This window comes from Solibacillus sp. (assembly GCF_040273735.1).
GTDB lineage: Bacteria > Bacillota > Bacilli > Bacillales_A > Planococcaceae > Solibacillus.
This window is the reverse complement of record NZ_JBELZM010000004.1, coordinates 187,336-201,551: the sequence shown is the minus strand read 5'-3', so window position 1 is coordinate 201,551 and position 14,216 is coordinate 187,336. Positions and strand designations below refer to the sequence as shown.

15 protein-coding genes are annotated in these 14,216 nt (G+C 42.7%); all 15 read left to right on the top strand.

The genetic code is table 11. The features are described 5' to 3' along the window. Positions 1-9 precede the first annotated feature (9 nt). The 15 genes from ABS917_RS06545 to ABS917_RS06475 all read left to right on the top strand — a co-directional run bounded on the left by ABS917_RS06545 (position 10) and on the right by ABS917_RS06475 (position 14,192). Entirely contained in the window at positions 10-1,218 is a 1,209-nt protein-coding gene (locus ABS917_RS06545) for an acyl-CoA dehydrogenase family protein (protein WP_350478248.1), read from the top strand. Between the two features lie 32 nt (positions 1,219-1,250). Next, on the top strand, positions 1,251-2,204 hold the full coding sequence (locus ABS917_RS06540) for a VOC family protein (RefSeq protein ID WP_008407963.1): 954 nt from the start codon (positions 1,251-1,253) through the stop codon (positions 2,202-2,204). A gap of 70 nt (positions 2,205-2,274) precedes the next feature. Then, complete coding sequence (locus tag ABS917_RS06535) at positions 2,275-2,751, top strand: flavin reductase family protein (RefSeq protein WP_179946262.1); 477 nt, start codon at positions 2,275-2,277, stop codon at positions 2,749-2,751. A 14-nt stretch (positions 2,752-2,765) separates the two neighbouring features. After that, positions 2,766-3,536 carry a 2-keto-4-pentenoate hydratase gene (locus tag ABS917_RS06530; RefSeq protein WP_350478247.1) on the top strand — a complete coding sequence of 257 codons (771 nt, stop codon included), beginning with the start codon at positions 2,766-2,768 and terminating at the stop codon, positions 3,534-3,536. A 17-nt stretch (positions 3,537-3,553) separates the two neighbouring features. Continuing rightward, a complete protein-coding gene (locus ABS917_RS06525; protein WP_350478246.1) occupies positions 3,554-4,441 on the top strand; it encodes an acetaldehyde dehydrogenase (acetylating) in 888 nt (295 codons plus the stop codon). Continuing rightward, positions 4,438-5,433 carry a 4-hydroxy-2-oxovalerate aldolase gene (gene dmpG, locus ABS917_RS06520; RefSeq protein ID WP_350478245.1) on the top strand — a complete coding sequence of 332 codons (996 nt, stop codon included), beginning with the start codon at positions 4,438-4,440 and terminating at the stop codon, positions 5,431-5,433. Before ABS917_RS06525 ends, dmpG begins: the two co-directional genes overlap by 4 nt. A gap of 130 nt (positions 5,434-5,563) precedes the next feature. Continuing rightward, a complete protein-coding gene (locus ABS917_RS06515; protein WP_350478244.1) occupies positions 5,564-6,517 on the top strand; it encodes an SMP-30/gluconolactonase/LRE family protein in 954 nt (317 codons plus the stop codon). Between the two features lie 128 nt (positions 6,518-6,645). Then, complete coding sequence (locus ABS917_RS06510) at positions 6,646-7,596, top strand: VOC family protein (RefSeq protein WP_350478243.1); 951 nt, start codon at positions 6,646-6,648, stop codon at positions 7,594-7,596. Between the two features lie 52 nt (positions 7,597-7,648). Beyond that, complete coding sequence (locus tag ABS917_RS06505; RefSeq protein WP_350478242.1) at positions 7,649-8,434, top strand: FAD synthetase family protein; 786 nt, start codon at positions 7,649-7,651, stop codon at positions 8,432-8,434. Positions 8,435-8,448: 14 nt separating this feature from the next. Next, positions 8,449-9,312, top strand: coding sequence for an isocitrate lyase/PEP mutase family protein (locus tag ABS917_RS06500; RefSeq protein ID WP_350478241.1), 864 nt, complete (start codon positions 8,449-8,451; stop codon positions 9,310-9,312). A gap of 22 nt (positions 9,313-9,334) precedes the next feature. Further along, complete coding sequence (locus ABS917_RS06495) at positions 9,335-10,753, top strand: FAD-dependent oxidoreductase (RefSeq protein ID WP_350478240.1); 1,419 nt, start codon at positions 9,335-9,337, stop codon at positions 10,751-10,753. 9 nt (positions 10,754-10,762) lie between these two features. Next, positions 10,763-11,497 carry an SDR family NAD(P)-dependent oxidoreductase gene (locus tag ABS917_RS06490; protein ID WP_350478239.1) on the top strand — a complete coding sequence of 245 codons (735 nt, stop codon included), beginning with the start codon at positions 10,763-10,765 and terminating at the stop codon, positions 11,495-11,497. A 21-nt stretch (positions 11,498-11,518) separates the two neighbouring features. Next, the gene (locus tag ABS917_RS06485) at positions 11,519-11,965 is read left to right on the top strand and encodes a GlcG/HbpS family heme-binding protein (RefSeq protein ID WP_350478238.1); all 447 of its coding nucleotides are present in this window, start codon (positions 11,519-11,521) and stop codon (positions 11,963-11,965) included. 5 nt (positions 11,966-11,970) lie between these two features. Further along, complete coding sequence (locus tag ABS917_RS06480) at positions 11,971-13,350, top strand: FAD-dependent oxidoreductase (protein WP_350478237.1); 1,380 nt, start codon at positions 11,971-11,973, stop codon at positions 13,348-13,350. Further along, positions 13,347-14,192 carry an aspartate/glutamate racemase family protein gene (locus ABS917_RS06475; protein ID WP_350478236.1) on the top strand — a complete coding sequence of 282 codons (846 nt, stop codon included), beginning with the start codon at positions 13,347-13,349 and terminating at the stop codon, positions 14,190-14,192. Before ABS917_RS06480 ends, ABS917_RS06475 begins: the two co-directional genes overlap by 4 nt. The last annotated feature ends 24 nt before the right edge of the window (positions 14,193-14,216 follow it).

Genomic DNA, 14,216 nt, shown 5'->3' with positions numbered 1-14,216 from the left:
GGCTATATCATGGGAGAAACAGTAGTAAGTACATTGTCTGTAAGCGAAATGCTTGTTGAGAACGCACGCCAGCTCATTCCGAAGTTACGTGAAGCAACATTGGAAATTGATAGAAACAGCCAAATTCCAAATGAAATCATTCAGGAAATGCGTGAAAAAGGATTATTGAAGGTTTTACGACCAAAAATTTTCGGTGGACATGAAACAAGCATGCAAAATTATTTTGATGTCGTAACTGAAATCAGCCGCGGAAATCCGTCTGCCGGATGGTTCACAGCGTTAAGCAATATTCGCGATTACATGATTTCCTATGTATACGGCGAAAAAGCGCTAGCAGAGATTTTTGGACCAAACCGCGATAATGATGTGATTTTAGCAGGTAATTTTAAACCGATCCGTATCGATATTGAAAAAGTTGATGGCGGTTACTTCATTAAAGACGCACAGTGGCCTTTCGTATCAGGTGCTCCATATGCTGACTGGTTCTACTGTGGCACACCGGTAGACGATGGCAATGGCGGAATCGAAATGGCGATTTTAATCGTGCCTCGTGAAGATGTAACAGTTTTGGATGACTGGGATGTAGTCGGATTAAAAGGATCAGGCAGTAACAGTATCGTCATTAAGGAAGTGTTTGTCCCGGATCACCGCATTTCATTGGACCGCTTAGCTCAGCAGCGTCATTATATGATCGATGAATTAAAAGACAATCCGTTATACCGTACACCATTCGTACCGTCACTGACACTATCAATTGCAGCACCGGTATTAGGCACAGCTCTTGGCGGATTTGATGTCCATATGGAACGGGTGAATAAAGCAGGTATCGGCAATACATTCTACAACAAAATGTCAGATGCACCGCTGACACATTTACAGATAGCGGAAATCGATCTGAAGTTGGAGTGCGCAAGATCGTTATTCGAAAATGCGATTAAAATTTTGGATGATTACTCAACGAGCGGCAAGGAATTCACGCAAAAAGTAAGTATTCGAATTAAGGCACAGTACGGCTATGCCAACCAATTATGTAAGGAAGCCTATGATTTGATGCTGGCGGGATCAGGTTCGGTATTTGCTTACAATAACAACGTATTCCAAGCATTTTACCGCGACTTCATTACGATGCACTTACATGCATTCATTACACCGTCAAGCTTGCTTGAAACACATGGTCGTTTAATGGTGGATCTAGAGCCTAACACATATTTTGCATAGATAAATAAATAATCAAAAAAGGGGAATGCACTATGACAAATCCGGAAATTTCAAAACTTGGCCATTTTGGTTTAGTAAGTACAGATTTAGAAAAATCACTTTGGTTTTTCAAAGAAGTAATTGGTCTTGAAGAGACAGAAGAAGCGGACGGTGTTCACTATTTACGTGCATGGGGTGACTTCGAGCACCATACATTAACACTTCGTGCCGGTGAAGAATCTCGCCTTGATCATATTGCATGGCGTACAAAACGACCTGAAGATGTAGATGCTTTTGCCGAAAATCTGCAAAAAGAAGGAATCGAAATCAATTGGGTAGAGGAAGGTACGGAAAGAGGCCAAGGAAAAGCTTTCCGCTTCCAGCTGCCGAGTAAACATACTTTCGAAATTTACTTTGATATGGAGAAAACATTGGCTGCACCGGAAACACGTTCCGTATTAAAAAATCAGACGCATAAATCATGGAATAGAGGTGTATCACCGCGTCGTATTGACCATGTGAATCTATTAAGCTCTATACCTGCAAATGAATTTTCAGATTTTATGATACAACACTTAGGCTTTAACTTACGTGAATATGTGGAAGCACCGGACGGCAGCTATTTAGGCGCTTGGTTAAGCGTAACACCACTCGTACACGACATTGCATTCAGCTTTGACCCGCATTCCGCTTCTACACACGAAGTACACCATATTTCATACTGGTTGGATAACGCTCAGGATTTACTGCGTGCAGCGGATATTTTAAAAGAAAACGGTATTGAGTTTAAAGGACCAGGAAAACACGGTATTTCACAGGCGATGTACATTTATGCAATTGACCCTGGCAGTGGCGTACGTCTGGAAATCTTTACAAACGGCTACTTAATTTTCGAGCCGGATTGGGAGCCAATTCGTTGGACACTAGATGAGATGAGCTTAGGTTTCACTTATTGGGGCGATCAAATGGACAATAACCCAGAAAATAACCCGACAATTAAAGCGTAACAATATTTCGCAGCAAAGCGGATAGTTTACGATGTGAAAATATGAACTTCAAAGAGGAGGCAACATTATGATGGATGATCGTTTATTTAGAAATGCGATGGGTAAGTTTGCGACAGGTGTTACCGTCATTACAACAGAGCACGATAAACAGGAGCATGGTATGACAGCGAATGCATTCATGTCTGTTTCTTTAGAGCCGAAGCTAGTTGTGATTTCAATCGGTGAAAAAGCGCGCTGCCTGCCAAAAATTAAAGAGAGCGGTATTTTCGGTGTCAATATTTTAGCTGAAGATCAACAAGATTATTCAATGGTTTTCGCCGGTCAAAAGAAAGATGAAGTAGTAGAGGTAACTTTCGAGCGTTTAGCAGGTGTACCGGTTTTACAAGGTGCCATCGCACAGATCAGCTGTGATGTTGTATCGGAATACGTTGAAGGCGATCATACATTGTTCATCGGCAAAGTACGGGATATTAAGCTGGATGATTCGAAAGAGCCGTTACTATTCTATGCTGGCAAATACCGTTCATTAGAAACAATTACTGTATAACAGGGGGATTCAAATTGGATATTCAACAAGCTGCTAATGCCTTATTAACTGCTGAACGTTCGAAACAGCCAATTGAACCTTTCACGTCGTCAACTGATATTTCAGTTGACGACGCTTATCATATTCAGCTGCTACAAATTAAAGAGAAGTTGAAGGAAGCTGAACTGGTAGGCATGAAGGTTGGATTGACGAGCGAAGTCATGCAAAAGATGTTCAATGTAGACACGCCTGATTTCGGGCATATTTTGAGTACGATGGTATATGAAAATAACAGTACAATTTCGAAATCGCAGTTTATTCAACCGAAAGTAGAATTCGAAATTGCTTTTTTATTAAAAGAAGATCTAAAAGGCCCGAATGTGACAGTCGAACAAGTATTACAGGCAACAAAAGCGATTGCACCGGCAATTGAAATTATCGATAGTCGCATTATGGACTGGAAATTTAAATTTGAGGATACGGTTGCAGATAACGGCTCGTCTGCCGGTGCAATTATTGGTACACCAGCCGAATTGCCATCCCTTGAGGACCTTGCCAACATTCCTATTGTCGTGAAGAAAAATGGTGAAGTAATCGATCAAGGTGTAAGCAATGCGGTAATGGGGAACCCGGCGAAAGCGATTGCCTGGCTTGCCAATATGTTGAGTGAATATGATATTTCACTGAAAGCGGGTCAATTCATTTTAGCGGGTGCGATTACAGGGGCAGTATTTTTCGATGCGGATGACGAGTTTGAAGTTGATTTTGGTAAGTACGGTCAGTTGAAAGTACAGTTTACAGATTGAGGGTTGAGGTGAGCAAATTGACGAAGTTAAAAGTAGGCATTATCGGTTCAGGGAATATCGGTACGGATTTAATGTATAAAATTGAGCGTTGTGATGCACTGGAGATGGCGGTCATGGTAGGTATTGATCCGCAGTCGGAAGGTTTGGCACGTGCACGCGACCGTGGCTATATTGCAATCGAAAATGGTATTGAAGGATTTAAATCACAGTTAGATTTAGTTGATATCGTTTTTGATGCGACGAGTGCCTATGCTCACAAAGAGAATTATGAGGTTATAAAAGCTGCAGGTAAAAAGATGATTGATTTAACACCTGCAGCAATCGGGCCGTTCACTGTCCCGCCAGTAAATTTAAGTGAGCATTTTGAAAAAGACAATGTCAACATGGTAACTTGCGGCGGCCAGGCGACGATTCCAATTGTGGCAGCAATCTCCCGTGTTGTACCTGTGGACTACGCAGAAATCGTTGCAACGGTTGCAAGTAAAAGTGCAGGCCCGGGTACACGAGCGAATATCGATGAATTTACACGGACAACGGCAAATGCAATCGAAGCAGTCGGCGGTGCAAAAAAAGGAAAAGCAATCATCATTTTAAACCCGGCTGAACCGCCAATTATGATGCGTGATACAGTCCATGCGCTCGTAACGGAGACAGGAAAGGAAAATGAAATCCTTGCTTCCATAAAAGAGATGATCGAGGAAGTGAAAACATACGTCCCGGGCTACCGTCTATGTGGTGAACCGATTTTTGAGGGCAATAAAGTATCGGTTTTATTAGAAGTGGAAGGGATAGGCGATTTCTTCCCGCCATATTCAGGAAACTTGGATATTATGACGGCAGCTGCTGCACGTGTAGCAAATGAATTAGCCAAAAATCTAATAGCGCAAGGAGCGGTTGTGCGATGAGAGACATTCATATTTTAGACGTATCGTTACGAGACGGCAGTCACTCTATGAAGCATCAATATTCCGAGCAACAAGTACGTGACATTGCGAGAGGATTAAATCAGGCGGGGGTTGAGTATTTTGAAGTCGCACATGGTGATGGCTTAGGCGGATCGAGCTTGCAGTATGGTCTGTCTGCTGTGGACGAGCTGAAGTTAATCGAAGCTGCTGCCGGTGAATGTACCGATTCTAAAGTAGCTGTCTTACTTATTCCCGGTATCGGAATTAAGGATGATTTAAAAAATGCCGTGAATGCAGGCGCAAAAATGGCACGTGTAGCAACACATGTGACAGAGGCGGATATTTCAGCACAGCATATTGCCTATAGCCGTGAATTGGGACTGAAAACTGCCGGATTTTTGATGATGGCACATATGGCTCCGACAAATGTCATTGTCGAGCAGGCTAAATTATTTGAAAGTTACGGTGCAGAAATAGTATATGTGACGGATTCTGCAGGTTACCTATTACCAGATCAAGTAACGGAACGCATTCGTGCATTGAAAGAAAATATAGGCTGTGAAATCGGCTTCCACGCACATAATAATATGTCCCTGGCGATGGCGAATTCTTTAGCGGCAATCGAAGCGGGCGCTACTTATATTGACGGCTCATTACGTGCATTAGGGGCAGGCAGCGGCAATACGCAAACCGAAGTATTAGTTGCGGTATTGCAAAGGATGGGCATTCAAACTGGTGTTGATCTGTACAATATTATCGATGTTGCAAATGACATTGTCGCACCTATTTTACCGAGGCCGCAGGAAATTTCCGGTTCGAGCTTGATTATGGGTTATGCAGGGGTGTATTCAAGCTTCTTACTCCATACAGAAAAAGCTTCCAAACAATTCGGTGTAGATGAGCGCGATATTCTGGTTGAGCTGGGCCGTCGGAAAACAGTCGGCGGACAGGAAGATTTAATTTATGAAGTGGCACAGAGTTTGCGGAAATGATTAGCAGCTGTGTTGGCAAATTTATATATGAAACAAACCGATAATTTTTGAATGCTACCTTAATATAATGAGGTAGCTTTTTATTCATCTCATATTTTTAAATACTTATATAGATAGAGAAGGTGAGCGCATGAAGATTTGCGGGAATTACCGTGCGAAATTTGCAGACGGTCCAATCTGGCATCAGGCATACGGGGTGATTTGGCTTGATGTTTCCAATAAAAAAATCATCACATTCAATCCGGAAACGGAAAAAGAAGATGTGTATGATGCAATGGGATGGATTCAATCGATTATCCCGACTACAGATGGTCAGTTTATTGGAGTTTATAAAGACGGCCTCTATTTAATCAATTTTAAAATAGGCCTGAAAAAACCGTTTGTTTTGCCGCCAGATCTGTCTGAAATACATTTTTTAAATGATTCTAAATGTGGACCAGATGGACGACTATGGGTAGGCTCTTCAGACGGTTTTTTTAAAAAATTCAAAGAAACTCCGCAAACCGCATTTTCTAACTATCCATTCGAAAATGCAAAGTTAATTTCCATTGATGCAGAAGGCGAAATTCAGACGCATTTATCAAAAGTAGCGATATCAAATGGTTTAGAGTGGGATCGCAAAACAAATAAATTTTATCATATCGATTCTTCGAAACATGCAATCTTTCAATATGAATTAACAGAAAGGGGACATCTGCTATTTGAAAAGGTTGTATATACTTTCAAAATGGTCGAAGGGTATCCTGCCGGCATGACGATCGATAGTGAAGGCGATTTATATGTAACTTTATTTAAAAGCGGTCTTATGGCAAAAACAAGTAAGGAACAAACTCGTGTTGTATGTATTACTCCACAGGAACAGCAGATTAAAGAAGAATTCATCATTCCTGTTTCCCATGTCACTTCCTGCACAATCGGCGGTAAAAATTTGGACCACTTATATGTTACAACAGCCTATGAAGCATTGCCGGAAGCGCGTGTTAAAGAGGAACCGCTAGCAGGCTATTTACTGCAGTTTCCTATAAAAACGACAGGTGTATTACCATATGAATTTATGCTGGCGAACAGTGGAAGTGATTCTTGAAATTCAGTAATTTTTTACTAAAAGTTAGATTTTTCTGAATAAAAGTTTCCTAGATATCAAAAAGTACATTTTGTAACATTGAAGACAATAAGAAGTTATTTATATCCATCATTTTAGGGGGAATTGCAGTGGCACCAGAAATCGCTAAATTAGGCCATGTTGCTTTAGTGTCAACAGAATTGGAAAAGTCATTAGTTTTCTTTAAAGAGATTATTGGATTGGAAGAAACAACGGAAATTGACGGTGTTCACTATTTGCGTGCCTACAGTGATTTCCAGCACCATACATTAAGCATTGAAGCCGGTGAAAGCGCTCACGTCAAACATATCGGCTGGCGTACAAAAACAGCTGATTGTGTTCAAGGCTTCAAAGAGCTTTTAGACGAACAAGGAATAGCTGTTCAGGAATATCCAAAAGGCACAACACCAGGCGTCGGTGATTCGATCCGTTTTCAATTACCTAGCGGCCATACATTTGAACTCTATTATGACGTGGAAAAGTCAAAAGCTGCATCTGATAAAGCTTCGATTCTGAAAAACCAAGTATATAAATCATGGAATAAAGGGATTTCGCCTCGTCGATTTGATCATGTAAACATTCATACGACGACAGATGTAGATGAATCCTATGAATTTTTAATGGAAGTGCTCGGTTTCAATATGCGTGAATATGTACGTGGCGATGATGGTATATTGGCCGGCTGGATGAGTGTGACACCACTTGTGCATGATGTGGCGATGATAAAAAAGGAAACGCTTCCAACACCAGCCCGACTCCATCATATTTCTTACTGGCTGGATGATACGCAGGATATTTTACGTGCTGCAGATATTTTAAAAGAAAATAATCTGCCATTTATCGGTCCAGGTAAACACGGTGTATCTCAGGCAATCTATTTATATGTAATGGATCCTGGAAGTGGTTGCCGTGTGGAATTATTCTCGGGGGGTTACCTGATTTTCGAACCGGATTGGGAACCGGTTGAGTGGACATTGGAAGAACGTGCCTTGAGTAATACATATTGGGGCGACAGTGTGCAGGATAAAGAATTAAATAATATTACGATTGAAGCAAGGTAGGAACCTAAGTAAACCACTAAATTACGACATTTTAGAAAGGTTGTGAAGAAGCATGAAAACAATTATCGTAAACGAAAAAAATCTGGCGATTGTCCAGCAAAATAGCGAACCGGCAGTAATGGCATTAGGATTTTTTGATGGTGTGCATAAAGGTCATCAGCAAGTGATTTTAGCAGCGAGGAAAAAAGCCCGGAAAAAAGGCTTGAAATTGGCTGTGATGAGTTTTTTCCCCCATCCGAAAACGGTCTTTTCAAATGAAGAAGTAGACTATTTAATGCCGATGGAGAAAAAGGCCGAGCGCTTTCAGTCATTGGATGTCGATTTGTTCTATATTGTGGATTTTACGAAATCGTTTGCTGCTCTTCAGCCGAAGCAATTTGTCCAGCAATATTTAGTGGGGCTTCAAGTGCAGTACGCTGTAGCAGGTTATGACTATACGTACGGAACTAAAGGAGCCGGTACGATTGCTACAATCCAGTCAGACAGCGACTGGAAAATTAAAGTTGATGTTGTTAAGCGTTTTGCCATTTCAGGTAAAAAGGTGAGCTCGACATGCATTCGTGAAAAGCTGAAACAGGGCTATGTCGAGGAAGTAACGGTGTTGTTAGGAAAGCCGTATAGCGTTCAATACTCGATGGAACACGGTCTGCACGACTACTATACACTTCCTCAATGCGGAGAATACTATGTCACGATTTTAGCCGGCAAGCGGGCAGTCTCGCAAAAAGTTTATATAAAGAATTCACAGGAAATTATTTTCTACCATGATTTAAATATTGAAGATTTTTCGATTTATTTCCATCAACGCGCAACCCAAAAATACCAAGAAATTAGTTGAGAGGCTGGTTAACCTTGAAAAAAACAGAGATGTTTCAACAGTTATTAGCAAGTAAAGACACATTTATATTACCGGGCGCCTTTGATGCAATGACTGCCCGCATTATCGAAGAAACAGGATTTAAGGCCATTTATGCAACAGGAGCCGGCATTTCAAATGCACAGCTTGGCTGGGCTGATGTCGGGCTGACGACTCTAACGGAAATCGCCCAGGTCGTTTCCTGGATGAGTGAAGTAACAACGGTACCGATTGTTGTTGATGCCGATACAGGTTTTGGCAATGCGATCAATATGCAGCGAACGGTAAAGGTTCTGGAAAAGGCGGGTACGGCTGCACTGCAAATCGAAGACCAGGTTATGCCGAAAAAATGCGGTCATTTCAACGGTAAAGAAGTGATTTCACAGGATGAAATGGTCGGGAAAATTAAAGCTGCTCTTGATGCGCGTAACGATGATCAGTTAGCGATCATTGCGCGTACGGATGCTTTAGGTGTTCTTGGTTTCGAAGAGGCGATCGAACGAGCAAATGCTTATAAAGAGGCAGGTGCACATGCAATTTTTGTGGAAGCGCCAACTACGTATGAGCAATTGTCGCGTATTACAAAAGAGGTAACGGGTATTCCGCATATTATCAATCTTGTAGAAGGTGGTAAAACGCCTTTAGTATCACGTCAGGAAGCGCAAAATTTAGGGTTTCAGATAATGCTGTGTGCAAATTCGGCTTTACGCGGTGCGATTAAAGGTGCTACAGATGCCATGCAGATTTTAATGCGTGATGAATGCCAGGCAAACATTCATGATGTCATTTGCACATGGGAACAGCGCCAGGAATTGTTCAAGTTAAAAGAAATTCAACAACTGGAAAAACAATATTCTTAATATTCGGAAAGGTGGTGTGGATATGAGCGGAGTGGACTATGATTTAGTCATTGTAGGATGCGGTGCAGCAGGTACAGCGTCTGCATTAGCTGCAGCTGAACGAGCGAAGGAACAAAATGAAAATTTAACAATTGCCATTTTAGAGCGTGCACCTTTTGAACAGCGCGGTGGAAATACTCGCTGGACGGCGGCTTATATGCGTATGGAGAATATCGATAAGCCTGCAGATGGTCTTGTTGAGGATATGGTCTCATTTTCGGATTCATTCATGGATCGCGCCTATGCCGAAACCTTACGGGATGAAGCAGGAGAAACATTGCGTTGGGTGGAGTCGAAAGGTGTTGATTTTGATTATTTACCGACGATGTTTTTGACAGCATCAAGACCCCGCCTGTTACCGATTGGCGGAGGACGCGCGATTATTGATGCCCTTACGTTACGCGCACGTGCTTTAGGTGTGGAAATTATTTATGAGACAACAGCATGGGATTTAACGCTCGATGATGAAGGAGCGATCAATGGCATTAAAGTACGTATGGCTGACGGAACATCAATCGTACTGAAAACAAATGCGGTCATTTTAGGTGCAGGCGGTTTCCAAGGAAATAAGGAAATGATGGCACAGTATATCGGCCGGGATGCACATAAAATTCCCCCGGTATCTGAAGGTGGCCTGTTTAACAAAGGCGAGGCAATCCGTATGGCACTAAATATCGGAGCTGCCGGAAAAGGACAGTTTGATGCTTTCCATGCCGAAACAGTTGACCCGCGAAGCAAACGTGAAGAAGCGGGCGTTATGTTGTTCCCGTATGCCGTCCTTGTAAATAAGCAGGGAAAACGCTTTACGGATGAAGGGGTTACGACAATTGATGAGCAGTATGAGGAAGTGGCACGTAAAATCTTTTATGAATGTGAAGACCACATCGCTTACATGATTACCGATCAGAAAATGTACAATATCCCGAATTATGAAGAGGCACTGCAAACTGATATCCCGGCAATCGTCGGAGAAACGATTGAAGATATCGCAAATCAAATCGGTGTGAATGCAGAAAACCTAAAGCACACAATCGATGAATTTAATGTAGCATGTCCGACTGGCGAATTCATCTATAACCGGGTTGATGGCCTTGGGACAACAGGCTTGGCACTAAATAAATCGAACTGGTCCATTCCGATTAACGAAGGTCCGTTTATAGCGTATCCGATTATTTGCTGCAACGTATTTACAAATGGCGGATTAGCGACAGATTTAAATGGACGTGTCGTAACAGGTGATGAAGCAGCGATTCCTGGTTTATACGCTGTAGGCGAAACTTCAGGTGTGTATTACGGCAAATATCCGGGTGGCACATCGGTGCTGCGCTGCTTAGTATTCGGTCGCCGTGCAGGACATGATGCTGTGCGCTATATTGCGGAAAAGGAAAAATCTTATCAATAGGAGGCCCATATGGAATTACTAGGTAAAGTAGCGCTTGTGACAGGCGGAGGCAGGGGCATCGGCAAAGAATCAGCCTTATTATTAGCTTCGAAAGGTGCGAAAGTTGCTGTTTGTGCGCGTAATGAACAAGAGTGTGCAGAAGTGCAGCAGCTGATTGAAACAAAATATAATGTTCCTTCAATCGGAATTAAATGTGATGTTTCTGATTATACACAAGTCCAGGAAGCAGTGGCAGTTGTCGCAAAGGAACTTGGACCGATCGATATATTAATCAATAATGCAGGTGCGATGGCATTGAAGCCATTTACAGAAACAACGCCCGATGAATGGATCAAAATGCACGACATAAATGTCCATGGCCCGTACTACTTCTGTTATGAAACGGTTCCGTCGATGATTGAAAGACGTACAGGGTCGATCATCAATATTTCTTCGATCTGGGGAACGAAAGGCGGTCCAAACCGCAGTGCCTACATCTCTTCCAAACATGCGGTAATCGGATTTTCAAAAGCACTGGGTGAAGAATTAAAACCATATGGGATACGCGTGAATGCAGTTTGTCCGGGCCCGGTTGATACACAAATGACCAATGATCTCGGAGCGAACTTAAATAAAGACGGCTGGTTGGATGCCATTGATATTGCAAATGTCATCGTCGACCTTGTAATGCCGAAAAGCCGCGCGATTACTGCTACTTCAGTAGAAGCTTTCGGATTCGGTGCACCAGTAGGTTTAGCTAAATAACAATGAAAAGGGGATATCAAAATGACAGAATTAACGTATTCGTTCCGACAAAACACAGTTACTTTAGATTTAGCAAAGAAAATGTTAGAGAAGGCAGAGGAAAAAGGGAAAGAGCTAGGCATGAAGTTCGCGATCTCAATCGTTGACAAAGCCGGAAATTTAAAAGCATTTTCAGCTATGGACGGTGCACCGGTATTAGCGCTGGAAATCGCACAAAACAAAGCATTTTCAGCGGCAGCGTATAATCGTGCTACACATGAATGGTACGACCGTTTAAAAGATGATCCGCCACTAATGGAAGGTCTAGTTCATACGAATCGCCTCGTTATTTTCGGAGGGGGTTACCCGATCCAATTAGATGGTGAATGTATCGGAGGAATCGGTGTAAGTGGCGGTCACTATACACATGATATGCAAGTTTGTGAAGCCGCTCTTGAACTGTTGGCCGAAACAGTTAAGGAGGCGTAGGACGCATGAGCCGTGACCATCTTATAATTGTTGGTGCGGGTATGGCAGGACTTTGCGCGGCAGTAGAGGCTTCTGCTGCTGGCGCAAAGGTCATTGTCCTGGAAAAACAAGCTGAAATTGGCGGCAGTTCTTTATTAAGCGGCTGTTTTATGGCCTTTGCCGAGACGGATTTTCAGAAGAAGCTCGGAATTGAAGATACGACAGAAAGCTTAATGGAGGATTTTCTCGCTGTAGGCCATTATAAAAACAAACGTATACTCATTGAAGCATACGGTAAACATCAGCTTGCTACATACAACTGGCTTGTCGAACAGGGAGTCCAATTCCAGACATGCCAAGCTGTAAGCGGACATTCCAACCCGCGCGGACATACGATCATTCCTAGCCAGGCGATTGGCCAATTACGTGCAAATGCTGAAGCAAACGGCGTATTGATTAAAACGAATGCATCCGTTGTACGTTTAATAAAAGACAATGAGCAAGTTGTTGGTGTTGTATATGAAGAGAACGGTGAACAAAATCAACTTACTACGGATTACGGTGTCCTGTTAACAGCGGGCGGCTTTTCTCAAAGTGAAGAGCTCCTGGCACAGTTTGCTCCGCAATTAGCCAATACTGTTCGACTCGGTGGTGCCGGTAATAAAGGCGACGGGATTAAACTTGCTGCTTCGGCAGGCGCATGGCTGGAAGACTTTACGTATTTGAAAGGCACATACGGTTTTCATCCAACATCGACAAATGATAAAAAACGGCAGGCCCATACGTTTTATAAAGGCGGGATCATCGTTAACGAACTAGGAAAGCGCTTCGTGAATGAATCGATTTCATATAAGCTGCTTGGTGATGCAGCATTACAGCAACCGAATTGCCGGAGCTATCAAGTATGGGATCAGACGGTCATGGACAAAAGCGTCGAAAATGATGCACTATATGATTTTGATCTACTTTACAGAGAAGGTTTAATCGAAAGCTTTGACACAATTGAACAGTTAGCAGAGAAAGTAAGGCTGCCGGTTGATGCATTAAAGCAAACGATTTCTACTTATAATTCTGATGTGAAAACAGGGCAGGATACAGCATTTGGCCGCACATCGCTCACACATAAATTCGGTACACCAACAGCAATCGAAACAGCTCCATTTTATGCAATGGAAACAGCAACAGCTATGCTTGCTACGTATGCAGGTGTCCAAGTCGACGAACAGACGCATGTACTCGATCCGTTCGGCGAGCCGATCAAAGGTTTATTTGCTGCCGGCGAAATGGTCGGAGGTTTCCACGGAGCGGGTTATATGACGGGAAGCTCGTTAGGAAAAGCTGCAATTTTTGGTCGCATAGCTGCAAGAACAGCAATACAAGCAAACAAGCAGGAGGTACTTAAATGAAAATTTGGCACCAAAGCTTAACATCGATTGAAGATATTCCAGAATATCGTGATGCGGTCATTCAGCATATTTTGAAAATTGCACGTCCGGATGTAGATGTTGTCCTTCACGGCATGACGAATGATACGTACCCTGAAAATTATCCCGGTCACTATATTACGTACAACTATTTGCAAAGTTTGCATAAGGAGCAGTTCATCCGCAATGCATTAATCGCGGAAAAAGCGGGCTATGATGCGATGTTTATTGGAACGATTCCGGACGTTGGCTTAATCGAGGCACGTGCACTTGTTGATATCCCGGTGATCGGTTACGGGCACGCATCGATGCATATGGCGTCAATGCTTGGTACAAAAATCGGAATTGTTAATTTCCTGGCGCCGTTAGCCGATCAGCTGCGTTTCAATGCTCAGCAATACGGGCTGGGGCAAAAGCTTGGACCGATCGTTCAGGCGGATATCGGTTTTTACGATATTATGGAAGGCTATAAAAACCCTCAGCCCATTATCGATAAATTTATTGCAGCTGCTGAAATAGCAATATCGCAAGGTGCGGATGTCATTATCCCGGGTGAAGGGCCAATGAATATATTCCTGGCAACCCACCATATTCATCATGTCGGCAATGTCCCGATTATCGATTCTTTTGGTACAGGAATAAAAATGTGCGAATCGCTTGTCGATCTGCAGAAGGTAAGCGGAATGACGATGACACGTGTCGGCTACTACAACGAAAAACCGCCGACGGAGATTGTTGAAAAGTTAAGAGATTATTATAACTTGAAACAAACAGCAGCCGATATGGACTTCGGGCTATCTGTTCGTGCTACTGCGTCTGTATAAAATACAAATACCTAGGCCATTTCA

What these genes read in the sequence shown, in the direction of transcription:
- ABS917_RS06545 (WP_350478248.1), top strand. Translation starts at nt 10, where the DNA reads ATGGGAGAAACAGTAGTAAGTACATTGTCTGTAAGCGAAATGCTTGTT.
- ABS917_RS06540 (WP_008407963.1), top strand. Translation starts at nt 1,251, where the DNA reads ATGACAAATCCGGAAATTTCAAAACTTGGCCATTTTGGTTTAGTAAGT.
- ABS917_RS06535 (WP_179946262.1), top strand. Translation starts at nt 2,275, where the DNA reads ATGGATGATCGTTTATTTAGAAATGCGATGGGTAAGTTTGCGACAGGT.
- dmpG (WP_350478245.1), top strand. Translation starts at nt 4,438, where the DNA reads ATGAGAGACATTCATATTTTAGACGTATCGTTACGAGACGGCAGTCAC.
- ABS917_RS06515 (WP_350478244.1), top strand. Translation starts at nt 5,564, where the DNA reads ATGAAGATTTGCGGGAATTACCGTGCGAAATTTGCAGACGGTCCAATC.
- ABS917_RS06505 (WP_350478242.1), top strand. Translation starts at nt 7,649, where the DNA reads ATGAAAACAATTATCGTAAACGAAAAAAATCTGGCGATTGTCCAGCAA.
- ABS917_RS06495 (WP_350478240.1), top strand. Translation starts at nt 9,335, where the DNA reads ATGAGCGGAGTGGACTATGATTTAGTCATTGTAGGATGCGGTGCAGCA.
- ABS917_RS06490 (WP_350478239.1), top strand. Translation starts at nt 10,763, where the DNA reads ATGGAATTACTAGGTAAAGTAGCGCTTGTGACAGGCGGAGGCAGGGGC.
- ABS917_RS06485 (WP_350478238.1), top strand. Translation starts at nt 11,519, where the DNA reads ATGACAGAATTAACGTATTCGTTCCGACAAAACACAGTTACTTTAGAT.
- ABS917_RS06480 (WP_350478237.1), top strand. Translation starts at nt 11,971, where the DNA reads ATGAGCCGTGACCATCTTATAATTGTTGGTGCGGGTATGGCAGGACTT.
- ABS917_RS06475 (WP_350478236.1), top strand. Translation starts at nt 13,347, where the DNA reads ATGAAAATTTGGCACCAAAGCTTAACATCGATTGAAGATATTCCAGAA.